Here is a 23,475-nt window from a genome sequence, read left to right on the forward strand (position 1 = left end):
CTGTGCCGCTGTGCTCACCCGTTCATCTCGGCCATCAGGCGCGCCTGTGCGTCTGCGGTAAGCGCGTCAACGATTTCGTCCAGATCGCCCTGCATCACCGCATCAAGACGATAAAGGGTCAGGTTGATCCGGTGGTCCGTCATCCGCCCCTGCGGGAAGTTATAGGTTCTGATCCGTTCCGAGCGGTCCCCCGAGCCGACCTGCGATGCACGATCGGCCGAGCGTTCGCTGTCCATCCGGTTCCGCTCCATGTCGTAAAGCCGCGCCTTAAGCACCTGCATCGCTTTATCGCGGTTGCGGTGTTGGGACTTTTCCGAGGACGTCACCACAATGCCTGTCGGAATATGGGTGATGCGCACCGCAGAATCGGTGGTGTTCACATGCTGACCGCCTGCACCTGACGAGCGCATTGTATCAATGCGGATGTCATTGGCGTTTATCTCTATGTCCACGTCTTCGGCTTCGGGTAAAACCGCCACAGTTGCCGCCGAGGTATGGATACGCCCCCCCGATTCGGTGGTCGGCACCCGCTGGACACGGTGCACACCGCTTTCATATTTCAACCGGGCAAAGACGTTCTGGCCAGTGATATGCGCCACGACTTCCTTGACGCCGCCCAGTTCGGTCATCTGTTCTTCGATCAGATCGAAACCCCAACCGCGGCTTTCGGCGTAGCGCTGGTACATCCGTAACAGGTCCGCGGCAAACAAGGCCGCCTCATCCCCGCCCGTCCCCGGTCTGATCTCGAGCATCGCCGGTTTCGCATCCGCCGCATCCTTGGGCAGCAAGGCCACCTGCAAAGCCGCTTCTGCCTCGGGCAAGGCCGCCTTGATACGCGGCATTTCTTCCTGCGCCAGTTCTGCCATTTCGGGATCGGCCAGCATCACCTGTGCCTCGTCCAGATCGCGCAGCAGCTGCATGTAAGCATCGATCTGGTCGATGACAGGGCGTAGATCGGCGTATTCCTTGGCCAAGGCGGCAAAATCCGCGCCGTCAGAGCCAGACGACATCGATGCCTCCAGAAACTGGAAACGCTGGGAGATTTGTTCAAGCCGGTCCAATGGTATCATGCTGGCATGCTGTCGCTGATAGAAGTGCTTTGGTCAAGAGCTGCATCGTGCTATGGTGAGCACATGAAACGCCTTTGCCTCCTTGCGGGCCTCATGGCCCTGCCCGCCGCCACGGCAGCTTTTGCTGATGCGACTTACCCTAATGGAAAAACGGTGGATTGTTACTGCACCGACCGCAGCCATAACCGTGTCGAGCTCGGCGAAACGATTTGCCTGCAAGTCGACGGGCGGATGTTTATGGCGCAATGCCAGATGTCGCTGAACGTGCCGATGTGGCGCGAAGTGCAGGAAGGGTGTCTGTCTTCGTCACTTGAGCGCAGCAAGCCAGCCCTTAATCCGCTTGGCGTTAACCCCAAGATCTGAACGACCGAAACGGGCCCGCCCGAAGGCTTCGAGGTAACGTTCCCCTTTCGGCGTTTCGTATATGCCAAAGGTGGTGTAGTCGGGAAATCCCATCCATTTCGTACGGGTGACATAGGTGATCTGCCCCTCTTCCACCGATCCCGCAAGCAGCTGTGTACGCGGCGTTGCGGCGGCGGCATCGGCCAAGCTGCGCAATGCGTCCTGACCGTCCTCCTCCATAACCTTGCGCCAGACATAGCCGCCCGTGCGCAGCTCGGTGGCAGTATCAACCGGTTTCGCCTGACGGTGGAACCGCGCCGGATCGCTCGGGGCCAGCCGGATGTAGGCCAGCGGCACGACAATAACGATGATCACGATCCAGAATAACATGCGGCGCATTTCCTTTAAACCTTACACGGTTTTGCCTTAGCGGTATGTCACGCCCGGCAAGACACATAACATCTCGTACAGAATATTCGCGCCGGTCAGCGCGGTATTGCCCGAGGTATCATAGGGCGGCGAAACTTCAACCAGATCACCACCGACCACGTTCAAACCGCGCAAGGCACGGATCAACTCCATGGCTTGCGGTGTGGTCAGCCCGCCGATTTCCGGCGTCCCCGTGCCGGGAGCATAAGCCGGATCAAGGCTGTCGATGTCATAGGTGATATAGACTGGCGCATCGCCGACATCGCGCCGGATTTCAGAGCCCAGACTGGCAAGGCTGCGGCCCCAAAGTTCCTGCGCCAGAAACTGCTGGAACCCCCAACCGGCGGCTTCTTTGAAATCCTCTGCCGAGTATCCGGTACCGCGCAAGCCGATTTGATAGGTTTTTGAGGGGATTATCAGCCCTTCTTCATGTGCCCGACGGAATACCGTGCCGTGACATTCACGTTCACCGAACATCTCGTCATTCACGTCGGCATGGGCGTCTACATGGACCAAGGCCACGGGCCCGTGCCGTTTGGCCATGGCGCGCAGGACCGGCAGGGTGATCGAGTGATCTCCCCCGATCGCCAAGGGCATGGCATCCGACATCAGGATGCTGTCGTAGCTTTCTTCAATGATGCGCAAACTATCGCTGAGCGAAAACGTATTGATCGCCAGATCACCGATGTCCGCCACCTGCAAACTGTCAAATGGGGCCGCCCCCGTGCCCAGATTATAAGGCCGCAGCATCGCGGATTGCGCGCGCACTTCTTTGGGACCGAACCGCGTGCCCGATCGCCACGAGGTGCCAATGTCCAGCGGAATGCCCAAAACGGCCACATCCAGCCCTTTCAGGTCATTCACCGCAGGCAGGCGCATGAACGTGTTCGGGCCGGAAAACCGCGCCAGATCGTTGCCGCTGATGGGTTGGTTTTTCTCACTCATTTCGCACGCATCCTGTATCCGAGCAGGCACAGGATTTCGGTCGCGACATGCGCCCCCGCAATCGCCGTGGCCCCTGTGGTGTCAAACGGCGGTGATACCTCGACGATGTCACCGCCCACGATATTGATCCCTGCCAGATCCCGCAGCATGATCGCCGCCTGTGCGCTGGTCAGACCGCCCCAGACCGGTGTGCCGGTACCGGGCGCAAACGCCGGATCAAGCGCGTCGATGTCGAATGTCAGATAACAGGGCCGGTTGCCCAGTATTTCCTTGATCCGCATGACCGCTGCTTGCGGTCCACGCTCATGCACTTCGCGCGCATCAATCGTCGCCACGCCCAGATTATCGGGGTTTGTGGTTCTGATCCCGACCTGCACAGAGGTTTCGGGGTCCACAATCCCTGATTTTACTGCTTTGTAGAACATGGTGCCGTGATCAATCCGGTCCATATCGTCATCCGGCCAAGTGTCGGAATGCGCATCAAAATGTAACAGACTGATCGGACCGTATTTTTCCGCATAGGCCTTGAGGATGGGAAAGCTGATGTAGTGATCGCCGCCCAAAGCCACACTTGCCGCGCCAGCATCCAGTATCCCCTTGATATGGGCGGTCAATGCGGCAGGAAATTTCGACGTATGCCCGTAATCAAACGCCAGATCCCCATAATCCGCGATGGCAAATTCGCTGAGTACGTCAAAGTTCCAGCCATAGGGCGGATCGTAGGGTTGCAGCGCGCTGGCCTCGCGGATGGCCCGTGGTCCAAGGCGCGTACCGGGCCGGTTCGTCACCGCCTGATCAAACGGCACCCCCGTCACGGCAATATCAACACCGGTCAGATCCTTGGTGTATTTACGCCGCAGAAACGATGTGGCCCCGCCAAAAGCATTTTCGAAACTCGCACCTTTCAGATCATCGCGCGTAAACGCCTGATCGACCTGACTTGCTGCATCTTCTAACGCCATCCTATGCTCCTGTGACAGGCTGCGCCCGTTCTACCAAACGCGCGAAAAACGAGGCACCGATCGGCGCGATCTCGTCATTGAAATTGTATTTCGCGTGATGCACGCCTGCGCCCTCGCCCTGTCCCAACATCAGATAGGCACCGGGGCGGGCTTCCAGCATGAACGAAAAATCCTCGGCCCCCATGACGGGTGCGAAATCTGCCTCGACGCCCGCGTCGCCGGCCACATCGCCCGCAACAGCAACCGCGAAATCGGTTTTGGCGGCATCATTGACCGTCGGCGGGTAGCCGAATTCGAAATCTAGTTCGGCCTGCAAATCGTAACTTGCGGCATGCCCGTCCACGATGGCCTGCATCCTGCGCACCACCATGGCCTGCACCTCTTTGTCAAAGGTGCGCACCGTGCCGTTGATATAGACCTCTTCGGGGATCACATTGTCGGTTGTGCCAGTATGGATCTGCGTGGTCGAGATCACCAACTGCGCCGCAGGGTCGGTATTGCGGCTGACAATTGTCTGTAAAGATTGCACAATCGCACAGGCCGCCACTACGGGGTCAACACATTCATGGGGCCGCGCACCATGTCCGCCCTTGCCGGTCAAGTTGATTGTAAACGTATCCGCCGCCGCCATGATCGGTCCCGGCGTGGTATGGAACCGCCCGAATTCCAACCCCGGCGCGTTGTGAAGCGCATAGACCTGTGCAATCTCGAAGCGGTCCATCACACCTTCCTGCACCATGATCTCGCCCCCCCCAATGATTTCCTCCGCCGGCTGGAACAATAACGCTACGCGCCCCGCAAAATTGCGTGTCTCGGCCAGATACTTCGCGGCCCCCAGCAACATCGCCGTGTGCCCGTCATGACCACAGGCGTGCATCTTGCCTGCATGGGTGCTGGCATAAGCCACGCCAGTTTCCTCATGGATCGGCAAGGCGTCCATGTCCGCGCGCAGACCAATGGTCGGCCCCGCGCCCTGCCCGTTGATGATCGCAACAATCCCCGTTTTGGCGATACCTTCGTGCAATTCGTCCACGCCAAATTCACGCAGGCGTTCGGCGACAAATGCCGCGGTCTGATGACACTCCAACCCAAGCTCGGGAATGGTATGCAGATGTTGGCGCCAGGCTGTCATATCAGCGCTGAAATCGGCAATGCGGTTGACTACAGGCATGGGCTGGACTCCTTTGGCGAGGTTGATCAGGGTGCATCTGACACCAGACAGGACAAAGCTGCAATGGCCCGCGACCAAAATCATGACCTTATCAACGACCCTGACGGCGGCATCGAACGGCTGTTGGAAATCATGCGCTGTCTGCGCGATCCCGACACGGGGTGCCCGTGGGATATCGAGCAGGATTTTGACAGCATCGCCCCCTATACCATTGAAGAAGCTTACGAAGTCGCGGATGCCATCGAACGCAAGGATTGGCCTGAATTGGAGGGGGAACTAGGCGATCTGTTGCTTCAATCGGTCTATCACACCGCCATGGCAGAGGAAGCGGGACACTTCACCTTTGCGTCGGTGGTGCGCAATATCTCGGACAAGATGGTGGCGCGCCATCCGCATGTCTTTGGTGACGAAAGCCGCGATAAATCCGCCGCCCAACAGACCGCCGATTGGGAGGCGATCAAAGCCGCCGAGCGCAAGGACAAAGCGCAACAAGGCGCGCTTGAGGGGGTCGCAATTGGACTGCCCGCCTTGCTGCGTGCGCATAAACTGCAAAAACGGGCCGCGCGGGTGGGGTTTGACTGGCCCACGGTTGATGATGTGATCGCCAAAATCACCGAAGAAGCCGCCGAACTGGTCGAAGCGCGCGACACGCTGACCCAATCCGAAGTCGCAGAGGAATTCGGCGATTTGATGTTTGTCATGGCCAATCTGGGCCGCCATCTGGGGCTGGAGCCCGAAGAAGCCCTGCGTGCCGCCAATGCCAAATTTACCCGCCGTTTTGCGGGCGTGGAGGCGAAACTGGCGCAGCGCGGTAAAACGCCGGACCAAAGCGATCTGGCCGAAATGGATGCGCTTTGGGAAGCTGTCAAAGCGGATGAGCGGGCAGCAGCCGCCAAAGATTAAGCGCCCTTTCGCTAAATCGCCAAAGCGCCTATCTGACACGCAAAGAAGGACAAATACCCATGCAGCCACGCAAAATCATCATAGACACAGACCCCGGACAGGACGACGCGGTTGCGATCCTCTTGGCATTCGCCAGCCCCGAAGACCTCGAGGTGCTGGGCATCACCTGTGTTGCAGGCAATGTGCCGCTTGACCTGACATCGAAAAATGCACGCATTGTCTGTGAGTTAGCAGGTAAAGCGGATGTAAAGGTTTATGCAGGGTGCGACCGCCCAATGGGGCGCGCATTGGTCACTGCGGAACATGTGCACGGCAAAACCGGACTTGATGGCCCTGATCTGCCTGACCCTGTGATGCCGCTTAGCGAGGGGCATGGCGTTGATTTCATTATCGAACAGCTGCGCGCACATGAGGTGGGGCAAATTACGCTATGCCCCTTGGGGCCGCTGACCAATATTGCGACAGCCTTTGAAAAAGCCCCTGACGTCGTCGATCGCGTCGCCGAGATTGTTTTGATGGGCGGCGGCTATTTCGAGGGGGGTAACATTACACCCACGGCAGAGTTCAACATTTATGTCGACCCGCAAGCCGCTGATATTGTATTCAAATCTGGCGTACCTATTGTAGTCATGCCGCTTGATGTTACGCACAAGGCGCTGGTGACAAAACCGCGCAATGACGCGTTTCGGGCATTGGACACGCCTGTCGGCATCGCTGTGGCGCAGATGACTGATTTTTTCGAACGGTTCGACAAGGAAAAATACGGCTCCGAAGGGGCACCGCTGCATGATCCCTGTGTCACCGCCTATTTAATCAAACCCGAACTGTTTTCTGGGCGTCACGTCAATGTGGAAATCGAAACCCAATCCGAACTGACCATGGGCATGACCGTGGCCGATTGGTGGGGTGTTACCGACCGCGAACCCAACGCATTGTTCATCGGCGATCTGGATGCGGACGGCTTTTTCGCTCTGCTCACCGAACGATTGGCGCGGCTGTGAGCGCCGCCCTTACCCTTGCCAAACCGGAGCATCTGGACAAGCTGGTCACGCTTTGCGCTGCTTTCCATGAAGAGGGAGGCATCACCCAAACGGACGAGGCCCGCCGCGCGGCTCTTGGCCCGCTGCTGGACGGCTCGCCCTATGGTGCGATTTATCTGATCGGTCCCGCCCGTGCGCCCATCGGTTATCTGGTGATCTGTTTCGGCTGGTCCGTTGAATTTGGCGGCTTGGACGCGATCCTGGACGAACTTTATGTACGGCCCGGCGTGCGCGGGCGCGGGATTGCGACCGAAAGCCTGATCGCCCTGCCACGCGCCTTGGCCGAGGGCGGGTTGCGTGCGGTTCATCTTGAAGTGGACCGCGAAAACACCGCCGCGATTAAGCTATACAAACGCGCCGGATTTGCACCGCGCGAGAATTACATGTTCATGTCGAGAAAGCTTTGAGCCCATGCGCATCCCATTTGACAACAGCTATGCCAACTTGCCCGATGATTTCTATTCGCGACTTGAACCCACGTCAGTTTCCGCCCCCAAACTCTTGGCGTTTAATGAAAATCTTGCCGCACTGCTGAACATTGAACAAGGGGGGCCTGCCGACATCGCAACGACCTTTGGGGGTAACGATGTACCCCAAGGGGCCGCTCCGCTCGCGCAGCTTTATGCCGGACACCAGTTTGGCAACTATAATCCGCAACTTGGTGATGGCCGCGCGATCCTGTTGGGTGAAGTCATTGGCACCGACGGCATCCGCCGAGATATCCAGCTGAAAGGATCGGGACCGACCCCTTATTCCCGCATGGGCGACGGCCGCGCATGGCTGGGGCCGGTACTGCGCGAATATGTGGTGTCCGAAGCCATGAACGCCCTTGGCGTGCCCACGACCCGCGCCCTTGCGGCCGTGTCCACCGGCGATCAGATCTGGCGGGAACAAGGGGCCCTGCCCGGTGCGATCCTGACCCGCGTGGCGCAAAGCCATCTGCGCGTCGGTACGTTTCAGGTCTTTGCCCATCGCGGCGAAGTCGAAAATCTGCGCATCCTGATTGATTACGCCATCCAGCGACACTACCCGCAAGCGACCGGCCCGATGGACCTGCTGCGCGCGGTCTGTGCAGCGCAGGCCGATCTGGTGACCCATTGGATGTCACTCGGGTTCATCCACGGCGTGATGAACACCGACAATTGCGCGATCAGCGGCGAAACCATTGATTACGGCCCCTGCGCCTTTATGGACACCTTTCACCAGAACCGTGTCTTCAGTTCCATCGACACCCAAGGGCGCTATGCCTTTGGCGCGCAGCCCGGCATCGCCGTCTGGAATATGGCGCAACTTGCCACCAGCCTTGTGCAAGCCTCCGACGACAAAGATGCCGCCGTCGCGGAAGCGACCGAGATCGTGCATGCCATGCCGCATCTGCTCGAGGAAAACTGGCTGAAGCGGTTTGCGGCAAAAATCGGCATTTCCACACCGCGATCTGACGACACGGCCTTGATCGAAGATCTGATGGGATTGATGCAAAACGATGATGCCGATTTCACCAACAGTTTCCGCGCATTAGGGACCGACACGGCCCAAGACCAGTTTACCAATCGCGAAGCCTTTGAAAACTGGCGCGCCAAATGGCAGGACCGGATCAAAGACGAACCCGACCCGCAAGCCATTATGCAGACGGCGAACCCTGCGATCATCCCGCGCAACCACCGCATTGAACAGATGATCGAAGCCGCCGTTGCGGGCGACATGGCCCCGTTTGAACGGCTCATGACGGCGCTTGCGACCCCCTATGTCGAGACCGATGCGGACCTGTCGCGCCCGCCGTCCGAACAGGAAATCGTGCCGGCAACTTTTTGCGGCACCTAAGCCGGGCTGCGTGGCTTGCGGTTAATTAAATAAATGCCGCTGGCCACCAGCACCAAGGCGGCCCAGACGGAGGGCGCGACGTCTTCGGACAACAGCAACCAGCCAAGAATCACCGAAAACACCGGTGACAGAAAGCTGAAGGATGCGACCGAGGACGCCGGATAGATCGTCATCAACCAGAACCACGCCAAAAATCCGAGGCTGGCGATGGCGACAATCTGGAACAGCAAACCGGCGATGTGGATGGGTTGGACATCGCGCAGCAAGGGGCCGAGAAACGGTGCCAGCAGCAACAAGATCGGGGCAGACACCAAAACCTGAAACATCAGCTGTTGCGCAGGCGGCACCTCGGACAGCGGTGTGATGCGCACGCAAACCACAATTCCGGCCCAACAAAGCGCACCCGTCAGCGCCAGCAAATCACCAGCCCAACTGACGCTGCCGCCCCCGCGATCGGCCAGCGCAATCGCCACCCCTGCCATCGCCAACAACAGTCCCGCTATTTTCGCCGGGGTCAGACGTTCACCGGGGAAAAACACATGGGCGATCAAGGTCAGCCAGACCGGCATCGAATAAAATATCACCGAGGCACGGCTGACGGTGGTGGTATCCAGCGCGGTAAAAAGGCACATGAATTCAAGCGCAAAAAACAGGCCCGAAACGATCCCGCCGGCCCACGCCGCGCGCGGCACGCTAAAGCTGACACCGCGCAGGCGCATCCAAAGATAGAGCACCAGTACCGCCCCGACAGAGCGCAGCCCCGCCTGAAACACCGGCCCGAACCCACCCGCAGTCACTTTGATCACGACCTGATTGAACGCCAGATGCAGCGCAAATGCGATCAGTGCCGCAGCACCGATGGCGTCCATATGATCCTTGCGTTCCATCGCTCCACTAGCGCGACTGGTAGACCGCGCGTCAATGCGAAAACATCCGCCGATGAGTGAAAGCCGCATATTTTCCCCTCGTGGCGAAGGAAAAACATGTCAAACTAAGTGCACTCAATGAAGGGGAAACCAGATGAGCTTGATGAAAACCTTGGCGAAAGTCGCTGTTGGTGTGGCCATGGCAAAAGGGGCCAGTGCGATGATGAAAAAGAACAGCGGTGCAAGTACGGCAGGTGCAGGCGGTCTTGGTGGCTTGCTGGGCGGTTTGACGGGCGGCGGTTCTGCGTCGGCCTCCGGCGGCGGGCTTCAGGATATGTTGGGCGGTCTTATGGGCGGCGGCGGCGCAGCGGGGGGCGGCATGTCCGGCGGGCTTGGCGGCTTGTTGAACCAGTTGGGCGGCAGCGGTGGCAGCGCATCGTCGGGCGGTCTGGGTGGTCTTTTGGGCGGTGGCGCATCTGGCGACGGTTTAGGCGGATTGCTGGGCGGTCTGGCCGGTGCAGCCGGAGCTGGCGGGTTGTTGGCCGGTGCCGGCGCGGCTGTGCAAAAGCGCCCCGAAACCAATGATCACGACTTTGGCGCGGTGCTGAATTCACAATTTGACGCGACACCCGAACCTGAAATCGAACCATCCCAAGAACAGGAAGCCGCTGCCGGTCTCATGCTGGCCGCGATGATCCAAGCCGCCAAATCCGACGGCACCTTTGATGACGCGGAAAAGGCCAAACTGCTGGACCAGTTGGGTGATGTTGACGCCGAAGAAGCGGCGTTTGTGCAGGCCCAATTGCAAGCGCCCGTCGACGTGGCCGCATTGGTGCGTGAAACACCTAGCGGCATGGAAGGGCAGATTTATGCGATGTCCCTGTTGGGGATCGATCTGGATACCCAGAAAGAGGCGCAATACCTGCACGATCTGGCACAAGGTTATGGCATGAAACCCGCGCAGGTGAACGAGATCCACGCGCAAATGGGGATGCCGTCACTTTATACCTGATACCTGATTTAGGTTTTACAAAACGGCCTGACGCCACGCGGTTCACGCGTGGCGTCAGATCTACGCTTTACGGTGCAGCCAACGGATCACCAAGATCAACGCGATGGCGACGCCAAAGGGTGGCATCCAGATGCCAGCCAGTTCGCCGGCAAACCAGTCTTTCGCGGTTACTGTGCGACATGCGCCCCCCGTCGGGTTCATACACATCGTGGTAAGAAAACCTGCGAAAAGCGGGGGCACCGTTACCAGCGCCACCACCGTTAGATAAAGAACGACCAAAGCCGCCTTGCGCATTACGCCGCCTGTTGGCCGCCGGCTTTACCGCCACCGCCGCCGCGCCGTCTGCGGTTGCCGCCGCCGGGCTTGCCAGCGCCCTGCCCGCCACCGCCGCCACCTTGCGGGCGACCACCGCCACCGCCGCCGGAGCGCCCCCGGCCACGACCGCGCGACTGCTTGGGCTTTTCTTCGATCTCCGCCCCTTCCCACGGACGGCCCGAGGCCACAGGGATACGGATTTTCATAACCTTCTGGATCGCGATCAATTCGCCCATTTCATCAGGCGCGCAGAATGCGATTGCGGCCCCGTCCTTGCCCGCACGCGCGGTACGGCCAATCCGGTGGACATAATTGTCAGGCACATTCGGCAGGTCGTAGTTATAAACGTGCTTCACATCAGGAATATCAAGCCCGCGCGCCGCCACGTCCGTGGCCACCAGCACGGTGATCTGACCGGATTTGAAACCGGCAATCGCCCGATCGCGCTGACCTTGGGATTTGTTGCCGTGGATGGATGCGGCATCAAACCCTGCTTTCACAAGGTTCTTCATCAGCTTTTCCGAGCCGTGTTTGGTGCGACCGAAAACCAGCGCCCGCTCGCCCTTATGCTTGGCCATCAGTTCGACCAACAGGGACTGCTTTTCAGCCTTCGCGATAAAATGCACTTCCTGTGTAATCTTGTCCGCTGCCTTGCCCGGAGGCGACACTTCGATGCGGATCGGGTTGCGCAGGTATGTATTGGCAATCTCGTTCATCAGCTTGGGCATCGTCGCCGAGAACAGCATGGTCTGGCGCTCTTTCGGCATTACAGACGAGATTTTGCGCAAATCATGGATGAACCCCATGTCCAGCATCTGGTCGGCTTCATCCAGCACAAGAAAGCTGGTTTCATCCAGACGCACGGCGCGGCGGTCCATCAGGTCCAGCAGCCGGCCCGGTGTTGCCACCAGAATATCAACGCCGCGGTCAAGACGGTTGATCTGCGGCTTGATGCTTTGCCCGCCGACAACCATCTGCGCGCGCAACTGGGTGCCTTCACAAAAGCCGGCAAGGTTTTGCATGATCTGCTGGGCCAGTTCGCGGGTCGGCGCAAGGATCAGCGCACGCACCGATTTTTGTGAGGGACGTTTGGGTTCGGCCAGCATCTGCGCAATCAGCGGCACGCCAAAGGCGGCGGTTTTACCGGTTCCTGTCTGGGCAAGCCCCATCACATCGCGTCCGTTCAGCGCGTGGGGGATCGCTTGTTTCTGGATCGGTGTCGGGTTTTTCAAACCCATCTTCTTCAGGCGCGCCACCAATACCGGTGGCAGGTCCATCATGTCGAAATCGCTCATTTATTGTCTTTCTGCGCACGAAGTATCCCGCACGCTTTTGTGTCGGGCACCAAAGGCACCCCATGGGATCACGCGAAACCGGATCACAGGCAGAGGCCAATTGCCTGAACCTGTCCGTCGCGTTTCGCCCCACGCGTGATTTTGGGAACATCGGCGGCCTTGGTCAGCCGGACCACAGTTACGGGTCTGGCACTGCTCACGCGGCAGAAGGCTTCGCTTGGTCTTCACATGGGGTACTGCGCCGCATAAGTCAACCAGCCCCGCCAAATGGTCGAAAACTGGCCAATATCCGCAAAAGACCGGACCGCCGTGACCGCGAAACACTGGCACCACAAGAAAAAGGGCGCTACACGACCCCCACCTCACGATCCAAGGGCCGGTACTATGGGTAAATCCATCATCACACGCTGCGAAGGCATGGGCCTGCGCATGACGGGCCAGCGCCGCATCATCGCGCAGGTCATCGAAGACAGCGCCGATCACCCCGACGTCGAGGAACTGTATACCCGCGCGTCAAACCGCGACGCGGCCATTTCCATTGCAACGGTCTATCGCACCGTCAAACTGTTCGAGGAGGCCGGCATTCTCGACAAATTGGAATTCGGGGACGGGCGCGCGCGCTATGAAGATGCCGAACGCGACCATCACGATCATCTGATTGATCTTAACTCTGGTGCTGTGATCGAATTTGTCGATGCCGAAATCGAAGCGCTGCAAGAACGGATCGCACAGAAGCTCGGTTATGAGCTGCGCGGTCACCGGCTTGAACTTTATGGCGTGCCCATTAACAAGCCCGACAGCTAAGACCTTGCCCCTGCCCGCCAAACCCGTCATCTGAGTTCTCGACAGAGTGACGTTTCGCAACACGCAAGGAAACCCGATGGACAATATACGCGGCGCAGTGCTGATGGTGCTGTCGATGCTGGGGTTTGCTGGCGAAGACATGTTCATCAAACTGCTTTCGGACGCCGCAAGTGTCGGGCAAATTCTGGTGATGCTGGGCCTTGGCGGCGCGACGGTCTTTGGCACCATCGTGGTGATACAGCGCAAGCCGCTGTTTTCGCGCGATATGATTTCGGCCCCGATTGGCCTGCGGGCCCTCGGCGAAATGATCGGCACGATTGCCTTTGTCTCGGCCCTTTCCCTGACACCGATTTCGAGTGCTTCTGCGATTTTGCAGGCCACGCCACTGGTGGTGACATTGGGAGCAGCCCTGTTTTTGAATGAACCCGTTGGCTGGCGGCGCTGGAGCGCGATCTGTGTTGGCCTTTTCGGGGTGCTGTTGATCATCCGCCCCGGCATGGACAGCTTTGAAGTCCTTTCTTTGCTCGCGGTTGTTGCCGTCTTTATGCTGGCGCTGCGCGATCTGGCAACGCGGCGCACCCCATCGACGATTTCGACAATGCAACTCAGCTTCCTTGGGTTTCTTGTGCTGGTCCCTGCGGGTCTGGGATTAATGCTGGCCACAGGAACGCCGTTTGTCCGCTTCGCTGGTACGCAATGGGTGTATTTCCTTTCGGCCCTGACCATCGGACTGTTCGCCTATTATGCGATTGTTGCCGCGATGCGGGTCGGCGAAGTTAGCTTCGTGACGCCCTTCCGCTATTCCCGTCTGGTGTTTGCGCTGGTCATCGGCGTGAGCGTGTTCAACGAATCCCCTGACGCGCTGACCCTGATCGGCGCGACGATCATCGTGGCGTCCGGCATTTACACCGTCTGGCGCGAACGTCGCGTGGCACAACGCAGCTAAAGCCAAAAGCAAAGTCCTTTCCCAATGCCGCTTGTCGGGGTAAGAACCCCCAACAGCCATCAAAGGACAAATCAATGAGCACCATCGTCGATATTCACGCCCGCGAAATCCTTGACAGCCGGGGCAATCCAACCGTCGAAGTCGACGTGATCCTTGAAGATGGCACAATGGGCCGCGCGGCTGTCCCCTCTGGCGCGTCCACGGGTGCCTATGAAGCGGTAGAGCGGCGCGATGGCGATAAATCCCGCTACATGGGCAAAGGCGTGTTGGAAGCCTGCGCGGCTGTGAACGGCGAAATCGGCGATGCGCTGGTGGGGCTTGATGCCACCGAACAGGTCGAGCTGGACGAGATCATGATCGAACTCGACGGCACGGAAAACAAATCCCGTCTGGGTGCGAACGCGATCCTTGGTGTGTCCCTGGCGGCGGCCAAGGCGGCAGCAGATTTCTGCACCCAGCCGCTGTTTCGCTATGTCGGCGGCACGTCCGCGCGTGTCCTGCCGGTGCCGATGATGAACATCATCAACGGTGGCGAACATGCCGACAACCCGATCGACATTCAGGAATTCATGATCATGCCGGTCGCCGCGGACAACATCCGCGACGCCGTGCGCATGGGGGCCGAGGTGTTCCACACGTTGAAAGGCGAACTTTCAGCGGCAGGCTTGTCCACAGGTATCGGTGATGAGGGCGGCTTCGCTCCGAACATCAGCTCCACCCGCGATGCCCTTGATTTTATTCTAAAATCCATAGAAAAGGCGGGTTATAAGCCGGGCGAGGATATGTATCTGGCCCTCGACTGCGCGGCGACAGAATACTACAAGAACGGAAAATATGAATTATCCGGTGAAAACAAGAGCCTGAGCAGCGCAGAGAATGTAGATTACCTTGCCGCGCTGGTAGCAGATTACCCCATCATCTCTATCGAAGACGGCATGTCCGAAGATGACTGGGACGGCTGGAAAGCACTGACCGACAAATTGGGCGACAAGGTCCAGCTGGTCGGCGACGATCTGTTCGTGACCAACCCGGCGCGTCTGGCCGATGGCATCGCCAAAGGGTCGGCCAACTCCATGCTGGTCAAGGTCAACCAGATCGGCACGCTGACTGAAACGCTCAAAGCCGTTGATATGGCGCACCGTGCAGGGTTCACCAATGTGATGTCCCACCGCTCCGGCGAAACCGAAGATGCCACGATTGCCGATCTTGCCGTGGCTACAAACTGCGGCCAGATCAAAACCGGCTCGCTGGCACGCTCCGACAGATTGGCGAAATACAACCAGCTGATCCGCATCGAGGAAATGCTGGGCGAAACGGCAGAATTTGCCGGTCGCAGCATCCTGAAATAATTACGGAAAGGGGTGCGGCCTCGCGCTGCACCCTCACCCTATGTCTGATATCATCCTAACCCAAGCGACAAGCCCCGCAGATCTGGACGCCGTGCGTGACCTTTGCTGGGCGTACCGCGATTTCCTATTGTCCAATTCAGCCATCGACAAAGAAATCACCGAGACGTTTTACCCCGTCCCGAAATACACCACGTTAATGGCCCAATTGCCCGAGCTGCACGCCCGCCCTACGGGCATTGTGCTGCTGGCGCGTGACGCCGACGGCACCGCTTTGGGCTGTGGCATGACCCATGCGCTGGATGATGACACGTCGGAGGTAAAGCGGGTCTTTGTGAATGATGCCGCGCGCGGCAAAGGTGTGGCCGCGTTGATCTGCAATGCGTTGATCACCCAAGCCAAGGCGGACGGATTTACCCGCATCGTGCTCGACACCTCCAAAAGCCTGCACGCCGCACAACGGCTGTACCTGCGCTTGGGCTTCACCCCTTGCGGTCCCTACCAACCCATTCCTAATGATGTGCTGCCCGAACTGCTGTTTTACTCCCGCGCCCTCTGAACCCACACCTGACGGGGCCACCGTCCCATGGGCTTCATCTTGCCAATAAACTCAGCCCTGCCTTGCCCGCCCTCTATACGGCTTGCGTTCAACGCGGCGCGACCTAACCGTCTGGCAGACTGACGGTCCCGCCGCCCACAGCTGCTCGCACGCCCGTTGTCGTGGCGCAAGAGGTCGCCAGCCCCCGTGCCACCCGCACCGCCAGATAGGCAAAGGCCTGTGCCTCAAGCATGTCGCCGTCCAGCCCGATTTCTTCGATGGCCATCACAGGGCAATCCAGACTAACCGCCAGCATCTGCATCAATACCGGGTTGTTACGCCCGCCCCCCGTCACCAGCACCCGTGACGGTAGGCTTGGACAATGCTGCATCGCCTCTGCCACACCAGCCGCGCACATCGCGGTCAGCGTGGCAGCAGCGTCCGCATCAGACAACTCAACAACCAAGGCCACCATCTCGGCAAAATCATTGCGATCCAGTGACTTGGGTGGAATACGGGCAAAATACGGCTCTGCCAGAAACAGCTCCAATGCCCCCTGCTCCACTGTGCCTTTTGCCGCCAGTTTCCCCCCTTCGTCAAAGGCCATGCCAAGACGGCTTTGCATCAGATCGTTGATTGGCGCATTAGCGGGTCCGGTATCAAACGCCAGCAAAGCCCCGGCATCTTGGGGCCGTGCTACCGACGGATCCACCCAGGTGAGATTCCCCACCCCGCCCAAATTCAGAAAGCCGACAGGTTCGGTTAATCCGGCAAAGCGCGCACAAGCGTGGTGGAAAAACGGGGCGAGTGGCGCACCCTCCCCGCCGAGTTCGACATCCGCACTGCGAAAATCCCAGACCACAGGACAGCCCAAACGCTGCGCCAATGCCGCACCATCCCCGACCTGCAAGGTGCCCTGCTGTCTTGGCGCATGCGACAGGGTCTGGCCGTGAAATCCAATGATATCAACGCGCTCCATCGGATCTAGCAAGGCCACATGTGCGCGCTCCACCACCTCTGCCGCCGCCTGAACCGCCGCGCCCTGCCACTGACCAAAGCCCGCAGCGATCGTGCTGCGTTCATCAGCCGCGTAGCCGCGATAGGCGGTTGGCCCGAATTCCACAATGTCGTGCCCGTCTGTCACCAGAACCGCCGCATCCACACCGTCGAGCGATGTCCCCGACATCGCCCCCAATGCCCGCACCGGTCCGTCTTTGCTGATTGCCCTGCTCATACCCTGCCCCATACCTCGGGCCTTTCCCTTGGCGACCCTTGCGCCTATAGATGCCCCGCAAACCAAGCGTGAGGCAAGACACCATGACCTACCATCCCAAATCGGATTTCATTGCAGTGATGATGGAGCGCGGTTTTCTCGCTGATTGTACCGACTATCAAGGTCTGGACGATGCCTTTGCCGCGGGTGTTGTGCCCGCCTATATCGGCTATGATGCGACGGCCAAATCGCTGCACGTCGGTCACTTGATGAACATCATGGTGCTGCGCTGGTTGCAAAAGTGCGGCCATAAACCGATCACCCTGATGGGCGGCGGCACCACCAAAGTGGGCGATCCGTCTTTTCGCAGCGATGAACGTCCCCTGCTTGGCCCCGACCAGATCGGTGCGAACATTTCAGGCATGCAGCAGGTCTTTGCGAAATACCTGCAATACGGCGACGGCGCGACCGATGCCTTGATGTTGAATAACGCGGAATGGCTGGACGGTCTGAACTACCTTGATTTCCTGCGCGACATCGGGCGGCATTTCAGTGTGAACCGCATGCTCAGCTTTGAAAGCGTCAAATCGCGGCTGGATCGCGAACAATCGCTGTCCTTCCTCGAATTCAACTACATGATTCTACAAGCCTATGATTTTCTGGAGCTGAACCGGCGCTACGGCTGTCTGTTGCAGATGGGCGGGTCGGATCAGTGGGGCAATATCGTCAACGGGATCGACCTGACGCGCCGCGTGCTTGATAACGAGATTTACGGGCTGACCACACCCCTGCTGACCACGTCGGACGGGCGTAAGATGGGCAAGTCGCAAGGCGGGGCCATCTGGTTGAATGGCGACATGTTGTCCCCTTATGAATTCTGGCAGTTCTGGCGCAACACGACAGATGCGGATACCGGCAAGTTCCTCAAGCTGTTCACAGAGTTGCCCGTCGACGAATGCAACCGTCTGGGCGCCCTTGAAGGGTCCGAAATCAACGCGGCCAAAATCATTCTAGCCAATGAGGTCACCAAATTGCTGCACGGCGCGGAAGCTGCGGCCGCCGCAGAAGCCACCGCGCGGGAAGTTTTTGAAAAGGGCGGCGTTGGCGATGATCTTCCGACACTTACCCTGTCGACAGCCGATATCGGTGACGGCATTTCCATCGTGCAACTGCTGGTCAAATCCGGCCTTGCCGGATCAGGCAAAGAAGCCAAACGCCTGATTTCCGAAAACGGGGCCAAAATCAACGACGCCGCCCTGACCGATGCCGGCTTGATGGTGGATGCTGCAGCCCTAGCCACACCGATCAAGCTGAGCGCGGGTAAAAAACGCCACGCCCTCGTGCAAATCGGCTAAGCGTTTAACGCGGTTTTAACCAAAACACCGGCTTCATCGGACCCATGTTCGATGAAGCCCGCCCTGTCCTGACCCCGTTGATGCAAGACCCCGCATTTGCACATGCGCTGCATCTGTGCGGGCAAAGGCCGATGTTTCTGCCAGACGGCCTGATGCTGCTGCATCGCCGCATTGCCGGCGTCAGATTGTTGATGCTGCCCCGTGCCGCGCCACCGCATGATCTGGCCGCGCAGCTTCGGGCGATCGGATTGCACCGCACGCCCCTGATCCTGTCGCCACAAACCCCCTGCCCCATGCCGCGTAGCCTGCGGTTACGCAAAGGGGGTGATAGGGCAGTTCTGGACCTGTCGGGCAGCGACGAGGACAGGCGCGCAGCACTCCATCCAAAATGGCGCAACCAGTTGAAACGGGGCGAAAAGGCCGGGTTAAAGATCACCCGCAAACCTTTGCCCGCCGACCCTGATACAGAGATCCTGCGCCAAGAGGTGCGCCAGGCACAACAGCGCGGATATGCGAACTGGCCACCGCCCTTAACTGCGAGTTTCGCCGCTGCCGCCCCACGTCAAACCCACGTGTTTCGCGCCCATCACAAGGGGCGTGTGGTGGCCCATATGCTGTTTCTGACCCATGGAGCGTGCGCGACCTACCACCTTGGCTACATCACCGACACAGGCAAAGCCCTGTCAGCGCATAACCTGCTTTTGTGGCGGGCCTGCTGTTACTTTGCGAAACGGGGGGCCGCGCAACTTGACCTTGGGGTGCTCTCCGATGAGACGCCGGCCTTGGACCGGTTTAAACTGCGCTGCGGGGCCACACGGCATGCCACGGGCGGCACCCATCTTTACTGGCGGCCCTTCGCGCGGGGCTAACCGGCTGCGCGGTCTTCCAGATCTAGCCATTCCTCTTCCGACGCGGCCAGTTTTTCCTGACGTGCGACAAGCGCTTCCATCGCCTTTTTGAACTTCACCGGTTCGCGGGTGAACAGATCAGGATCGGCTAACAAACCCTCAACCTTGGCAATCTCCGCCTCCAGCCGCGCAATCTCTGCGGGCAAAGCCTCCAGCCGGTGCTTTTCGGTAAAGCTCAGACCGGTTTTCTCAGCTTTTTTGGGCTCTGCCTTGGCCACGGCAGGTTTTTTGGTCTCTGTTACGCTGGTCGCGAAATCATCCTGTCCGCGCTGCGTCAGATAATCGGACCAACCACCGGCATAAACTGTCGCGCGCCCGTCGCCTTCCATGGCAATGGTCGTGGCCGCCACACGGTCCAGAAAATCACGGTCGTGGCTGACCAGAATCACCGTGCCGTCATATTGGCCCAATAACTCCTGCAACAGATCCAGCGTTTCCACATCCAGATCGTTTGTCGGTTCATCGAGGACCAACAGGTTGCTTTCCCGCGCCATGATCTTGGCCAGCAACAAACGTGCCTTTTCGCCCCCTGACAAGGACCGCACCGGCGCGCGCGCCTGCCCTTCGTCGAACAGGAATTCCTTTAAGTACCCGACAACATGCTTGGGGTTACCGCGCACCAGAACCTGATCCGCCTTGCCCGACACCCGCATATCCGGATCACCGGTCAGTGATTCCCAGAGGGTCATATCCCCGTCGAGCTGTGCGCGCGCCTGATCGAACAGCGCCAACGCGAGGTTCGTACCCAGAGTTACCTCGCCCTCGTCGGGGGTTTCCTTGCCGATCAGCATGTTCAACAATGTCGTTTTGCCAACACCATTCGGCCCGACCAGCGCAATGCGATCCCCGCGCTGCACCTTCAGGGAAAAATCGCGCACAATGGTCTTATCGCCAAAGCGCTTGGTGATGTTGACCGCTTCCATCACCTTGCGACCGGATTTTGGCCCCGCCTCAAGCGCCATCGCGGCGGCACCTTGGCGGTTGATTTGTGCGGAACGTTCGGCCCGTAAATCCTGCAACGCCCGAACGCGCCCCTGATTACGCTTGCGCCGCGCCGAGATGCCCTCAACGGCCCACCGCGCCTCTGCCTTGATCTTGCGGTTCAATTTGTGGCGCTGGGTGTCTTCTTCTTCCCAGACCTGATCGCGCCACGCCTCGAAGGCTGCGAAGCCTTTTTCCTGCCGTTTGACAGAACCGCGATCAATCCAAAGAGTTGCGCGGGTCAATTCACGCAAAAACGCGCGGTCGTGACTGATAATCACAAAGGCTGTGCGTGTGCCTTTAAGCTCGTCCTCAAGCCAGCGGATCGCTTCAATGTCCAGATGGTTTGTCGGCTCGTCCAGCAACATCAATTCCGGCTCTTCCGCCATCAAACGCGCCAATGCCGCGCGCCGCCGTTCGCCGCCACTCGCAGTCGCCACGGGGCGTTCGGGATCAAACTTCAACCCTTCGCCCGCGCGTTCAACCTTGTACATTTCCGACAGCTCAAGCGTTGCTGACGCAAAATCGCCCAAAGTTTCATAGCCGCTCAGATCGGGGTCCTGTTCCATATAGCCGACAGAAACGCCCGGCCCTGCGATCACATCACCGCTGTCGGCTTCGACCAGACCGGCCATCACCTTCATCAGCGTGGATTTCCCCGACCCGTTGCGCCCAACAAGCGCGACGCGGTCGCCAGCCTGTACGACCAAAGACAGGCCTTCAAACACCGGATCACCCCCAAAGGTGAGCGAGATGTCGTTGAGTTGTAAAAGAGGTGCACGTGCCATGCTGTGCAGCTAAACGCGCCCTGTGCAAAGGTCAACGGACCCTGCGCTTCATCTTGCCAATTAACTCAAACCAACGCCCGCAACAGACTTTTGCGCGTATCAGGAATCGCTGCGATCTCAAGTCCGGTAAACACATGCAGCGTGTTCATCGCATGATCCACCACCGCATGATCACTGACCCAGCCCCCCATCATCAGATAGGTCCGCAATAGGGGCGGCATCCCCGCCCAGCCCTTGCGCAGATCGGGTTTACGCCGCAACCTTGCCGCATACCTAAAGACCTCAGGGGCCGTCACCTGCGGCGACCAACGCTCCGGTGCCAGATGGCGCGCGCGCAACAGCGCGAAAGCGTCAAGATGAACCGAGGTGTCGATGCCTGCGAATGACGCACAGCCAAACAGCAGTTGCACTTGTTCACGGTCCACAAAATCGGTCATCACCGCCCATGCGATGCGCAGAATATCGGGGTCCGGGCGATCAGGGGCGACGCAGAATCGCCCCAGTTCCAGCATTCGGCCCTTAAAGACCGCAAGCGTACCAAGCCCGTAAAACTGCGCCGCATAGCTTTGGTTCAGGCTGCCGCCGTCAAGCAACATCAGGCGGTAACAGCACACCAGCGTGCCAGCTGCGCGATCCTCAACCAGAATATGGGTAGATCGGGCATCGAATACATCGCCTTCCTGCGCCGCAGCAGGCCCGAAACACCGATGCCGCAAGGTGCGCATGGCCGCCATGTCCGCCGGCGAAATCGCGGGGCGGGCCACGTATTTTCCCTTTGAAAGCGTCTCAATCACGGCTGTTTCCCGGCCTGCAGCGCCGATAGGCGCAACAAGGGGACGCCGTTCATGCGTTTCTAGCTCCCGAAGGCTGTCGGGTTAAACCGTCCGATATTGCCCAGCAATTGACGCAGGAAACTGTTGTCGCTGACGGGCGATGAGGTCACACGGCGCGACAAGGGCACTACCTGCCCGCGTTCCAGCCCGAAACGTTCGACATTCTGCACCACGCCCGCATCGCTGAAACTGATGGCGACAACCTGCCGGTCGATTTCCTGCGGTGCCAACGGCCCGATCGTGCGCGTGCGCATCCGCACATAATAATAGCCCGACGTGTTCAACACACCCGACGATGTCGGCACGCCGACCTTGTCAGCCACGCTTTCGCGGGTGTCATTGCCCACTTCGATCAGGGCAAGATCCTCTTCGGGGGGAACATAGCCATAGTTGTTGAACTGCGGCGAACAGCCTGCAACGCCAATGACCAAGGCAAAAACCGCTGCATGAAGGGCGTGACGGCCCGTTCGGCGAGTGATACGCATATTGTCTGCCCTCTTGGCCATGGAAGTTCCGGCTTTTATTCCGCATACACCATGCTGCACCTTGTGTTCAAGAAACGAAAGTAGACCAGATATGGCGCACCTCCCTCCCAGCGACACCGCATTGCGCGTAGCAGAGCTGTCTCAGACTGCCGAAAACAGCTTTTCCCTGCGTCCCGACGGCGACGAATTAAAAGTCATTGCCGAAGAACTCGGCTTTTCCTCACTGCGCAAACTATCCTTTAGCGGGCGCATCAAACCGCTTGCCGGCAGCGACTGGACGTTAGAAGGACGTTTGGGCGCGACCGTTGTGCAGCCTTGTGTTGTCACGCTTGAGCCGGTGATGACACGGATCGACGTTGATGTAACACGCAACTTTATCAGCACCTTCGCCTATCCTGACGAACCGGAAGTCGAAATGCCCGATGATGACACCTCCGAACCCTTGGGCAGCTGGATTGATCCTGGTGTGGTAATGCGCGAAGCACTGGCGCTGGCCGCGCCTGATTATCCGCGCAAGGACGACGCAGAACTGGGACAGCTGGTCTATACCAAACCCGGCGAGGCCCCGATGACCGATGAAGATGCGCGCCCCTTTGCGGGTCTTGCCGATCTGAAAAGCAAACTGGAAAAAGGCGGCCATTAACCGATCCTCCCTGCGCTGAGAATATCCGCTTGCGCCTGCGCGTTTTAGCAGTATTTTGCCGCCCTCACCCCAATTAGGCCTTTCGTATTCCTAATTAAGGTTGGACATCACCCGCAGCTTTGCCTAAAGCGGCGACACGCCCGATCCGGGGTAAATAGAAACACGGGGCTTGGTCAGCGTAATGTGACCCCGCCCCCCGAATGACAAAGGCACCAGTCATGGCTGTCCAGCAGAATAAAGTTTCCAAGTCACGCCGCAACAACCGTCGTGCACATGATTCGCTTACCGCAGCGAACCCAGACGAATGCTCCAACTGTGGTGAGCTCAAGCGCCCACACCACGTTTGTGCGTCTTGCGGTCACTATGACGAAAAAGAAATCGTTGTACTGACAGAAGAAGTCGACCTGGAAGACGACGCAGCCTAAGCTGGGCTATCGTTCATTCAGATCATAAGGGAGCACGCG

General features: G+C 59.0%; 27 protein-coding genes. 15 read left to right on the top strand and 12 right to left on the bottom strand.

Annotation, left to right across the window (positions count from 1 at the left end):
* Positions 1–14: 14 nt before the first annotated feature.
* The gene (prfA, locus tag Z947_RS0114085) at positions 15–1,070 is read right to left on the bottom strand and encodes a peptide chain release factor 1 (RefSeq protein ID WP_025044933.1); all 1,056 of its coding nucleotides are present in this window, start codon (positions 1,068–1,070) and stop codon (positions 15–17) included.
* 63 nt (positions 1,071–1,133) lie between these two features.
* Here prfA and Z947_RS21900 point away from each other — a divergent pair, with 63 nt between their 5' ends.
* Positions 1,134–1,433, top strand: coding sequence for a hypothetical protein (locus Z947_RS21900; protein ID WP_081781155.1), 300 nt, complete (start codon positions 1,134–1,136; stop codon positions 1,431–1,433).
* Here the strand turns inward: Z947_RS21900 and Z947_RS0114090 are convergent.
* The 4 genes from Z947_RS0114090 to Z947_RS0114105 are packed head-to-tail and all read right to left on the bottom strand — an operon-like array spanning position 1,377 to position 4,919.
* A complete protein-coding gene (locus Z947_RS0114090) occupies positions 1,377–1,802 on the bottom strand; it encodes a DUF1499 domain-containing protein (RefSeq protein ID WP_240477536.1) in 426 nt (141 codons plus the stop codon). The genes Z947_RS21900 and Z947_RS0114090 overlap by 57 nt on opposite strands.
* Positions 1,803–1,838: 36 nt before the next feature.
* Positions 1,839–2,786 (bottom strand): agmatinase, encoded by a 948-nt coding sequence (gene speB / locus Z947_RS0114095; RefSeq protein ID WP_025044935.1) that lies wholly within the window; start codon positions 2,784–2,786, stop codon positions 1,839–1,841.
* Positions 2,783–3,748 carry an agmatinase gene (gene speB / locus Z947_RS0114100; RefSeq protein ID WP_025044936.1) on the bottom strand — a complete coding sequence of 322 codons (966 nt, stop codon included), beginning with the start codon at positions 3,746–3,748 and terminating at the stop codon, positions 2,783–2,785. Before speB (Z947_RS0114100) ends, speB (Z947_RS0114095) begins: the two co-directional genes overlap by 4 nt.
* 1 nt (position 3,749) lies before the next feature.
* Positions 3,750–4,919, bottom strand: coding sequence for a M20 aminoacylase family protein (locus Z947_RS0114105; protein ID WP_025044937.1), 1,170 nt, complete (start codon positions 4,917–4,919; stop codon positions 3,750–3,752).
* 63 nt (positions 4,920–4,982) lie between these two features.
* Between Z947_RS0114105 and mazG the strand changes: the two genes are divergently transcribed.
* The 4 genes from mazG to Z947_RS0114125 are packed head-to-tail and all read left to right on the top strand — an operon-like array spanning position 4,983 to position 8,683.
* Positions 4,983–5,822 (top strand): nucleoside triphosphate pyrophosphohydrolase, encoded by an 840-nt coding sequence (gene mazG / locus Z947_RS0114110; protein WP_025044938.1) that lies wholly within the window; start codon positions 4,983–4,985, stop codon positions 5,820–5,822.
* A gap of 59 nt (positions 5,823–5,881) precedes the next feature.
* Positions 5,882–6,823, top strand: coding sequence for a nucleoside hydrolase (locus Z947_RS0114115; RefSeq protein WP_025044939.1), 942 nt, complete (start codon positions 5,882–5,884; stop codon positions 6,821–6,823).
* Complete coding sequence (locus tag Z947_RS0114120) at positions 6,820–7,269, top strand: GNAT family N-acetyltransferase (RefSeq protein ID WP_025044940.1); 450 nt, start codon at positions 6,820–6,822, stop codon at positions 7,267–7,269. Before Z947_RS0114115 ends, Z947_RS0114120 begins: the two co-directional genes overlap by 4 nt.
* Positions 7,270–7,273: 4 nt before the next feature.
* A complete protein-coding gene (locus Z947_RS0114125; protein ID WP_025044941.1) occupies positions 7,274–8,683 on the top strand; it encodes a protein adenylyltransferase SelO in 1,410 nt (469 codons plus the stop codon).
* Here the strand turns inward: Z947_RS0114125 and Z947_RS0114130 are convergent.
* Positions 8,680–9,570 carry a DMT family transporter gene (locus tag Z947_RS0114130; RefSeq protein ID WP_025044942.1) on the bottom strand — a complete coding sequence of 297 codons (891 nt, stop codon included), beginning with the start codon at positions 9,568–9,570 and terminating at the stop codon, positions 8,680–8,682. The two genes, Z947_RS0114125 and Z947_RS0114130, sit on opposite strands and share 4 nt — an antisense overlap.
* Positions 9,571–9,703: 133 nt before the next feature.
* On the opposite strand from Z947_RS0114130, the gene Z947_RS0114135 reads away from it, so the two are divergent.
* Positions 9,704–10,561, top strand: a complete 858-nt coding sequence (locus Z947_RS0114135; protein ID WP_025044943.1) for a DUF533 domain-containing protein — start codon at positions 9,704–9,706, stop codon at positions 10,559–10,561.
* A 60-nt stretch (positions 10,562–10,621) separates the two neighbouring features.
* On the opposite strand, the gene Z947_RS0114140 is transcribed toward Z947_RS0114135, so the two are convergent.
* Positions 10,622–10,855: a hypothetical protein gene (locus tag Z947_RS0114140; RefSeq protein ID WP_025044944.1), complete on the bottom strand. Its 234-nt coding sequence runs from the start codon at positions 10,853–10,855 to the stop codon at positions 10,622–10,624.
* The gene (locus Z947_RS0114145; RefSeq protein ID WP_025044945.1) at positions 10,855–12,171 is read right to left on the bottom strand and encodes a DEAD/DEAH box helicase; all 1,317 of its coding nucleotides are present in this window, start codon (positions 12,169–12,171) and stop codon (positions 10,855–10,857) included. Before Z947_RS0114145 ends, Z947_RS0114140 begins: the two co-directional genes overlap by 1 nt.
* 62 nt (positions 12,172–12,233) lie before the next feature.
* On the opposite strand from Z947_RS0114145, the gene Z947_RS0114150 reads away from it, so the two are divergent.
* From Z947_RS0114150 to Z947_RS0114170, 5 genes are all read left to right on the top strand, one after another.
* The gene (locus tag Z947_RS0114150; RefSeq protein WP_025044946.1) at positions 12,234–12,563 is read left to right on the top strand and encodes a hypothetical protein; all 330 of its coding nucleotides are present in this window, start codon (positions 12,234–12,236) and stop codon (positions 12,561–12,563) included.
* On the top strand, positions 12,556–12,975 hold the full coding sequence (locus Z947_RS0114155) for a Fur family transcriptional regulator (RefSeq protein ID WP_025044947.1): 420 nt from the start codon (positions 12,556–12,558) through the stop codon (positions 12,973–12,975). Before Z947_RS0114150 ends, Z947_RS0114155 begins: the two co-directional genes overlap by 8 nt.
* 76 nt (positions 12,976–13,051) lie before the next feature.
* Positions 13,052–13,921, top strand: a complete 870-nt coding sequence (locus Z947_RS0114160; protein ID WP_025044948.1) for a DMT family transporter — start codon at positions 13,052–13,054, stop codon at positions 13,919–13,921.
* A gap of 74 nt (positions 13,922–13,995) precedes the next feature.
* Positions 13,996–15,270, top strand: coding sequence for a phosphopyruvate hydratase (gene eno, locus Z947_RS0114165; RefSeq protein ID WP_025044949.1), 1,275 nt, complete (start codon positions 13,996–13,998; stop codon positions 15,268–15,270).
* 40 nt (positions 15,271–15,310) lie between these two features.
* Positions 15,311–15,826, top strand: coding sequence for a GNAT family N-acetyltransferase (locus Z947_RS0114170; RefSeq protein ID WP_025044950.1), 516 nt, complete (start codon positions 15,311–15,313; stop codon positions 15,824–15,826).
* A gap of 103 nt (positions 15,827–15,929) precedes the next feature.
* Here the strand turns inward: Z947_RS0114170 and Z947_RS0114175 are convergent, their stop codons facing one another.
* Complete coding sequence (locus Z947_RS0114175) at positions 15,930–17,039, bottom strand: anhydro-N-acetylmuramic acid kinase (RefSeq protein ID WP_025044951.1); 1,110 nt, start codon at positions 17,037–17,039, stop codon at positions 15,930–15,932.
* A gap of 83 nt (positions 17,040–17,122) precedes the next feature.
* Between Z947_RS0114175 and tyrS the strand changes: the two genes are divergently transcribed.
* Both tyrS and Z947_RS0114185 read left to right on the top strand, forming a co-directional pair.
* Entirely contained in the window at positions 17,123–18,373 is a 1,251-nt protein-coding gene (gene tyrS / locus Z947_RS0114180; RefSeq protein WP_025044952.1) for a tyrosine--tRNA ligase, read from the top strand.
* A gap of 44 nt (positions 18,374–18,417) precedes the next feature.
* Positions 18,418–19,242 (top strand): GNAT family N-acetyltransferase, encoded by an 825-nt coding sequence (locus Z947_RS0114185; RefSeq protein WP_025044953.1) that lies wholly within the window; start codon positions 18,418–18,420, stop codon positions 19,240–19,242.
* Here Z947_RS0114185 and Z947_RS0114190 read toward each other — a convergent pair.
* The 3 genes from Z947_RS0114190 to Z947_RS0114200 form a co-directional block, all read right to left on the bottom strand.
* Positions 19,239–21,050 carry an ABC-F family ATP-binding cassette domain-containing protein gene (locus Z947_RS0114190; RefSeq protein ID WP_025044954.1) on the bottom strand — a complete coding sequence of 604 codons (1,812 nt, stop codon included), beginning with the start codon at positions 21,048–21,050 and terminating at the stop codon, positions 19,239–19,241. The genes Z947_RS0114185 and Z947_RS0114190 overlap by 4 nt on opposite strands.
* A 65-nt stretch (positions 21,051–21,115) precedes the next feature.
* Complete coding sequence (locus tag Z947_RS0114195) at positions 21,116–21,841, bottom strand: GNAT family N-acetyltransferase (protein WP_037939567.1); 726 nt, start codon at positions 21,839–21,841, stop codon at positions 21,116–21,118.
* A gap of 62 nt (positions 21,842–21,903) precedes the next feature.
* The gene (locus Z947_RS0114200) at positions 21,904–22,368 is read right to left on the bottom strand and encodes an outer membrane protein assembly factor BamE (protein WP_025044956.1); all 465 of its coding nucleotides are present in this window, start codon (positions 22,366–22,368) and stop codon (positions 21,904–21,906) included.
* Positions 22,369–22,459: 91 nt separating this feature from the next.
* Between Z947_RS0114200 and Z947_RS0114205 the strand changes: the two genes are divergently transcribed.
* Both Z947_RS0114205 and rpmF read left to right on the top strand, forming a co-directional pair.
* Positions 22,460–23,011 carry a YceD family protein gene (locus tag Z947_RS0114205; RefSeq protein ID WP_025044957.1) on the top strand — a complete coding sequence of 184 codons (552 nt, stop codon included), beginning with the start codon at positions 22,460–22,462 and terminating at the stop codon, positions 23,009–23,011.
* Positions 23,012–23,229: 218 nt separating this feature from the next.
* Positions 23,230–23,436 carry a 50S ribosomal protein L32 gene (rpmF, locus tag Z947_RS0114210; RefSeq protein WP_025044958.1) on the top strand — a complete coding sequence of 69 codons (207 nt, stop codon included), beginning with the start codon at positions 23,230–23,232 and terminating at the stop codon, positions 23,434–23,436.
* Positions 23,437–23,475 lie beyond the last annotated feature (39 nt).

It is taken from the genome of Sulfitobacter geojensis (assembly GCF_000622325.1).
Classification (GTDB): domain Bacteria; phylum Pseudomonadota; class Alphaproteobacteria; order Rhodobacterales; family Rhodobacteraceae; genus Sulfitobacter; species Sulfitobacter geojensis.

Excerpts from the sequence above, each read along its gene's own strand:
- prfA (WP_025044933.1), bottom strand. The coding sequence starts at position 1,070 with ATGATACCATTGGACCGGCTTGAACAAATCTCCCAGCGTTTCCAGTTT.
- Z947_RS21900 (WP_081781155.1), top strand. The coding sequence starts at position 1,134 with ATGAAACGCCTTTGCCTCCTTGCGGGCCTCATGGCCCTGCCCGCCGCC.
- Z947_RS0114090 (WP_240477536.1), bottom strand. The coding sequence starts at position 1,802 with ATGTTATTCTGGATCGTGATCATCGTTATTGTCGTGCCGCTGGCCTAC.
- speB (WP_025044935.1), bottom strand. The coding sequence starts at position 2,786 with ATGAGTGAGAAAAACCAACCCATCAGCGGCAACGATCTGGCGCGGTTT.
- speB (WP_025044936.1), bottom strand. The coding sequence starts at position 3,748 with ATGGCGTTAGAAGATGCAGCAAGTCAGGTCGATCAGGCGTTTACGCGC.
- Z947_RS0114105 (WP_025044937.1), bottom strand. The coding sequence starts at position 4,919 with ATGCCTGTAGTCAACCGCATTGCCGATTTCAGCGCTGATATGACAGCC.
- mazG (WP_025044938.1), top strand. The coding sequence starts at position 4,983 with ATGGCCCGCGACCAAAATCATGACCTTATCAACGACCCTGACGGCGGC.
- Z947_RS0114115 (WP_025044939.1), top strand. The coding sequence starts at position 5,882 with ATGCAGCCACGCAAAATCATCATAGACACAGACCCCGGACAGGACGAC.
- Z947_RS0114125 (WP_025044941.1), top strand. The coding sequence starts at position 7,274 with ATGCGCATCCCATTTGACAACAGCTATGCCAACTTGCCCGATGATTTC.
- Z947_RS0114130 (WP_025044942.1), bottom strand. The coding sequence starts at position 9,570 with ATGGAACGCAAGGATCATATGGACGCCATCGGTGCTGCGGCACTGATC.
- Z947_RS0114135 (WP_025044943.1), top strand. The coding sequence starts at position 9,704 with ATGAGCTTGATGAAAACCTTGGCGAAAGTCGCTGTTGGTGTGGCCATG.
- Z947_RS0114140 (WP_025044944.1), bottom strand. The coding sequence starts at position 10,855 with ATGCGCAAGGCGGCTTTGGTCGTTCTTTATCTAACGGTGGTGGCGCTG.
- Z947_RS0114145 (WP_025044945.1), bottom strand. The coding sequence starts at position 12,171 with ATGAGCGATTTCGACATGATGGACCTGCCACCGGTATTGGTGGCGCGC.
- Z947_RS0114150 (WP_025044946.1), top strand. The coding sequence starts at position 12,234 with ATGGGATCACGCGAAACCGGATCACAGGCAGAGGCCAATTGCCTGAAC.
- Z947_RS0114155 (WP_025044947.1), top strand. The coding sequence starts at position 12,556 with ATGGGTAAATCCATCATCACACGCTGCGAAGGCATGGGCCTGCGCATG.
- Z947_RS0114160 (WP_025044948.1), top strand. The coding sequence starts at position 13,052 with ATGGACAATATACGCGGCGCAGTGCTGATGGTGCTGTCGATGCTGGGG.
- eno (WP_025044949.1), top strand. The coding sequence starts at position 13,996 with ATGAGCACCATCGTCGATATTCACGCCCGCGAAATCCTTGACAGCCGG.
- Z947_RS0114170 (WP_025044950.1), top strand. The coding sequence starts at position 15,311 with ATGTCTGATATCATCCTAACCCAAGCGACAAGCCCCGCAGATCTGGAC.
- Z947_RS0114175 (WP_025044951.1), bottom strand. The coding sequence starts at position 17,039 with ATGAGCAGGGCAATCAGCAAAGACGGACCGGTGCGGGCATTGGGGGCG.
- tyrS (WP_025044952.1), top strand. The coding sequence starts at position 17,123 with ATGACCTACCATCCCAAATCGGATTTCATTGCAGTGATGATGGAGCGC.
- Z947_RS0114185 (WP_025044953.1), top strand. The coding sequence starts at position 18,418 with ATGTTCGATGAAGCCCGCCCTGTCCTGACCCCGTTGATGCAAGACCCC.
- Z947_RS0114190 (WP_025044954.1), bottom strand. The coding sequence starts at position 21,050 with ATGGCACGTGCACCTCTTTTACAACTCAACGACATCTCGCTCACCTTT.
- Z947_RS0114200 (WP_025044956.1), bottom strand. The coding sequence starts at position 22,368 with ATGCGTATCACTCGCCGAACGGGCCGTCACGCCCTTCATGCAGCGGTT.
- Z947_RS0114205 (WP_025044957.1), top strand. The coding sequence starts at position 22,460 with ATGGCGCACCTCCCTCCCAGCGACACCGCATTGCGCGTAGCAGAGCTG.
- rpmF (WP_025044958.1), top strand. The coding sequence starts at position 23,230 with ATGGCTGTCCAGCAGAATAAAGTTTCCAAGTCACGCCGCAACAACCGT.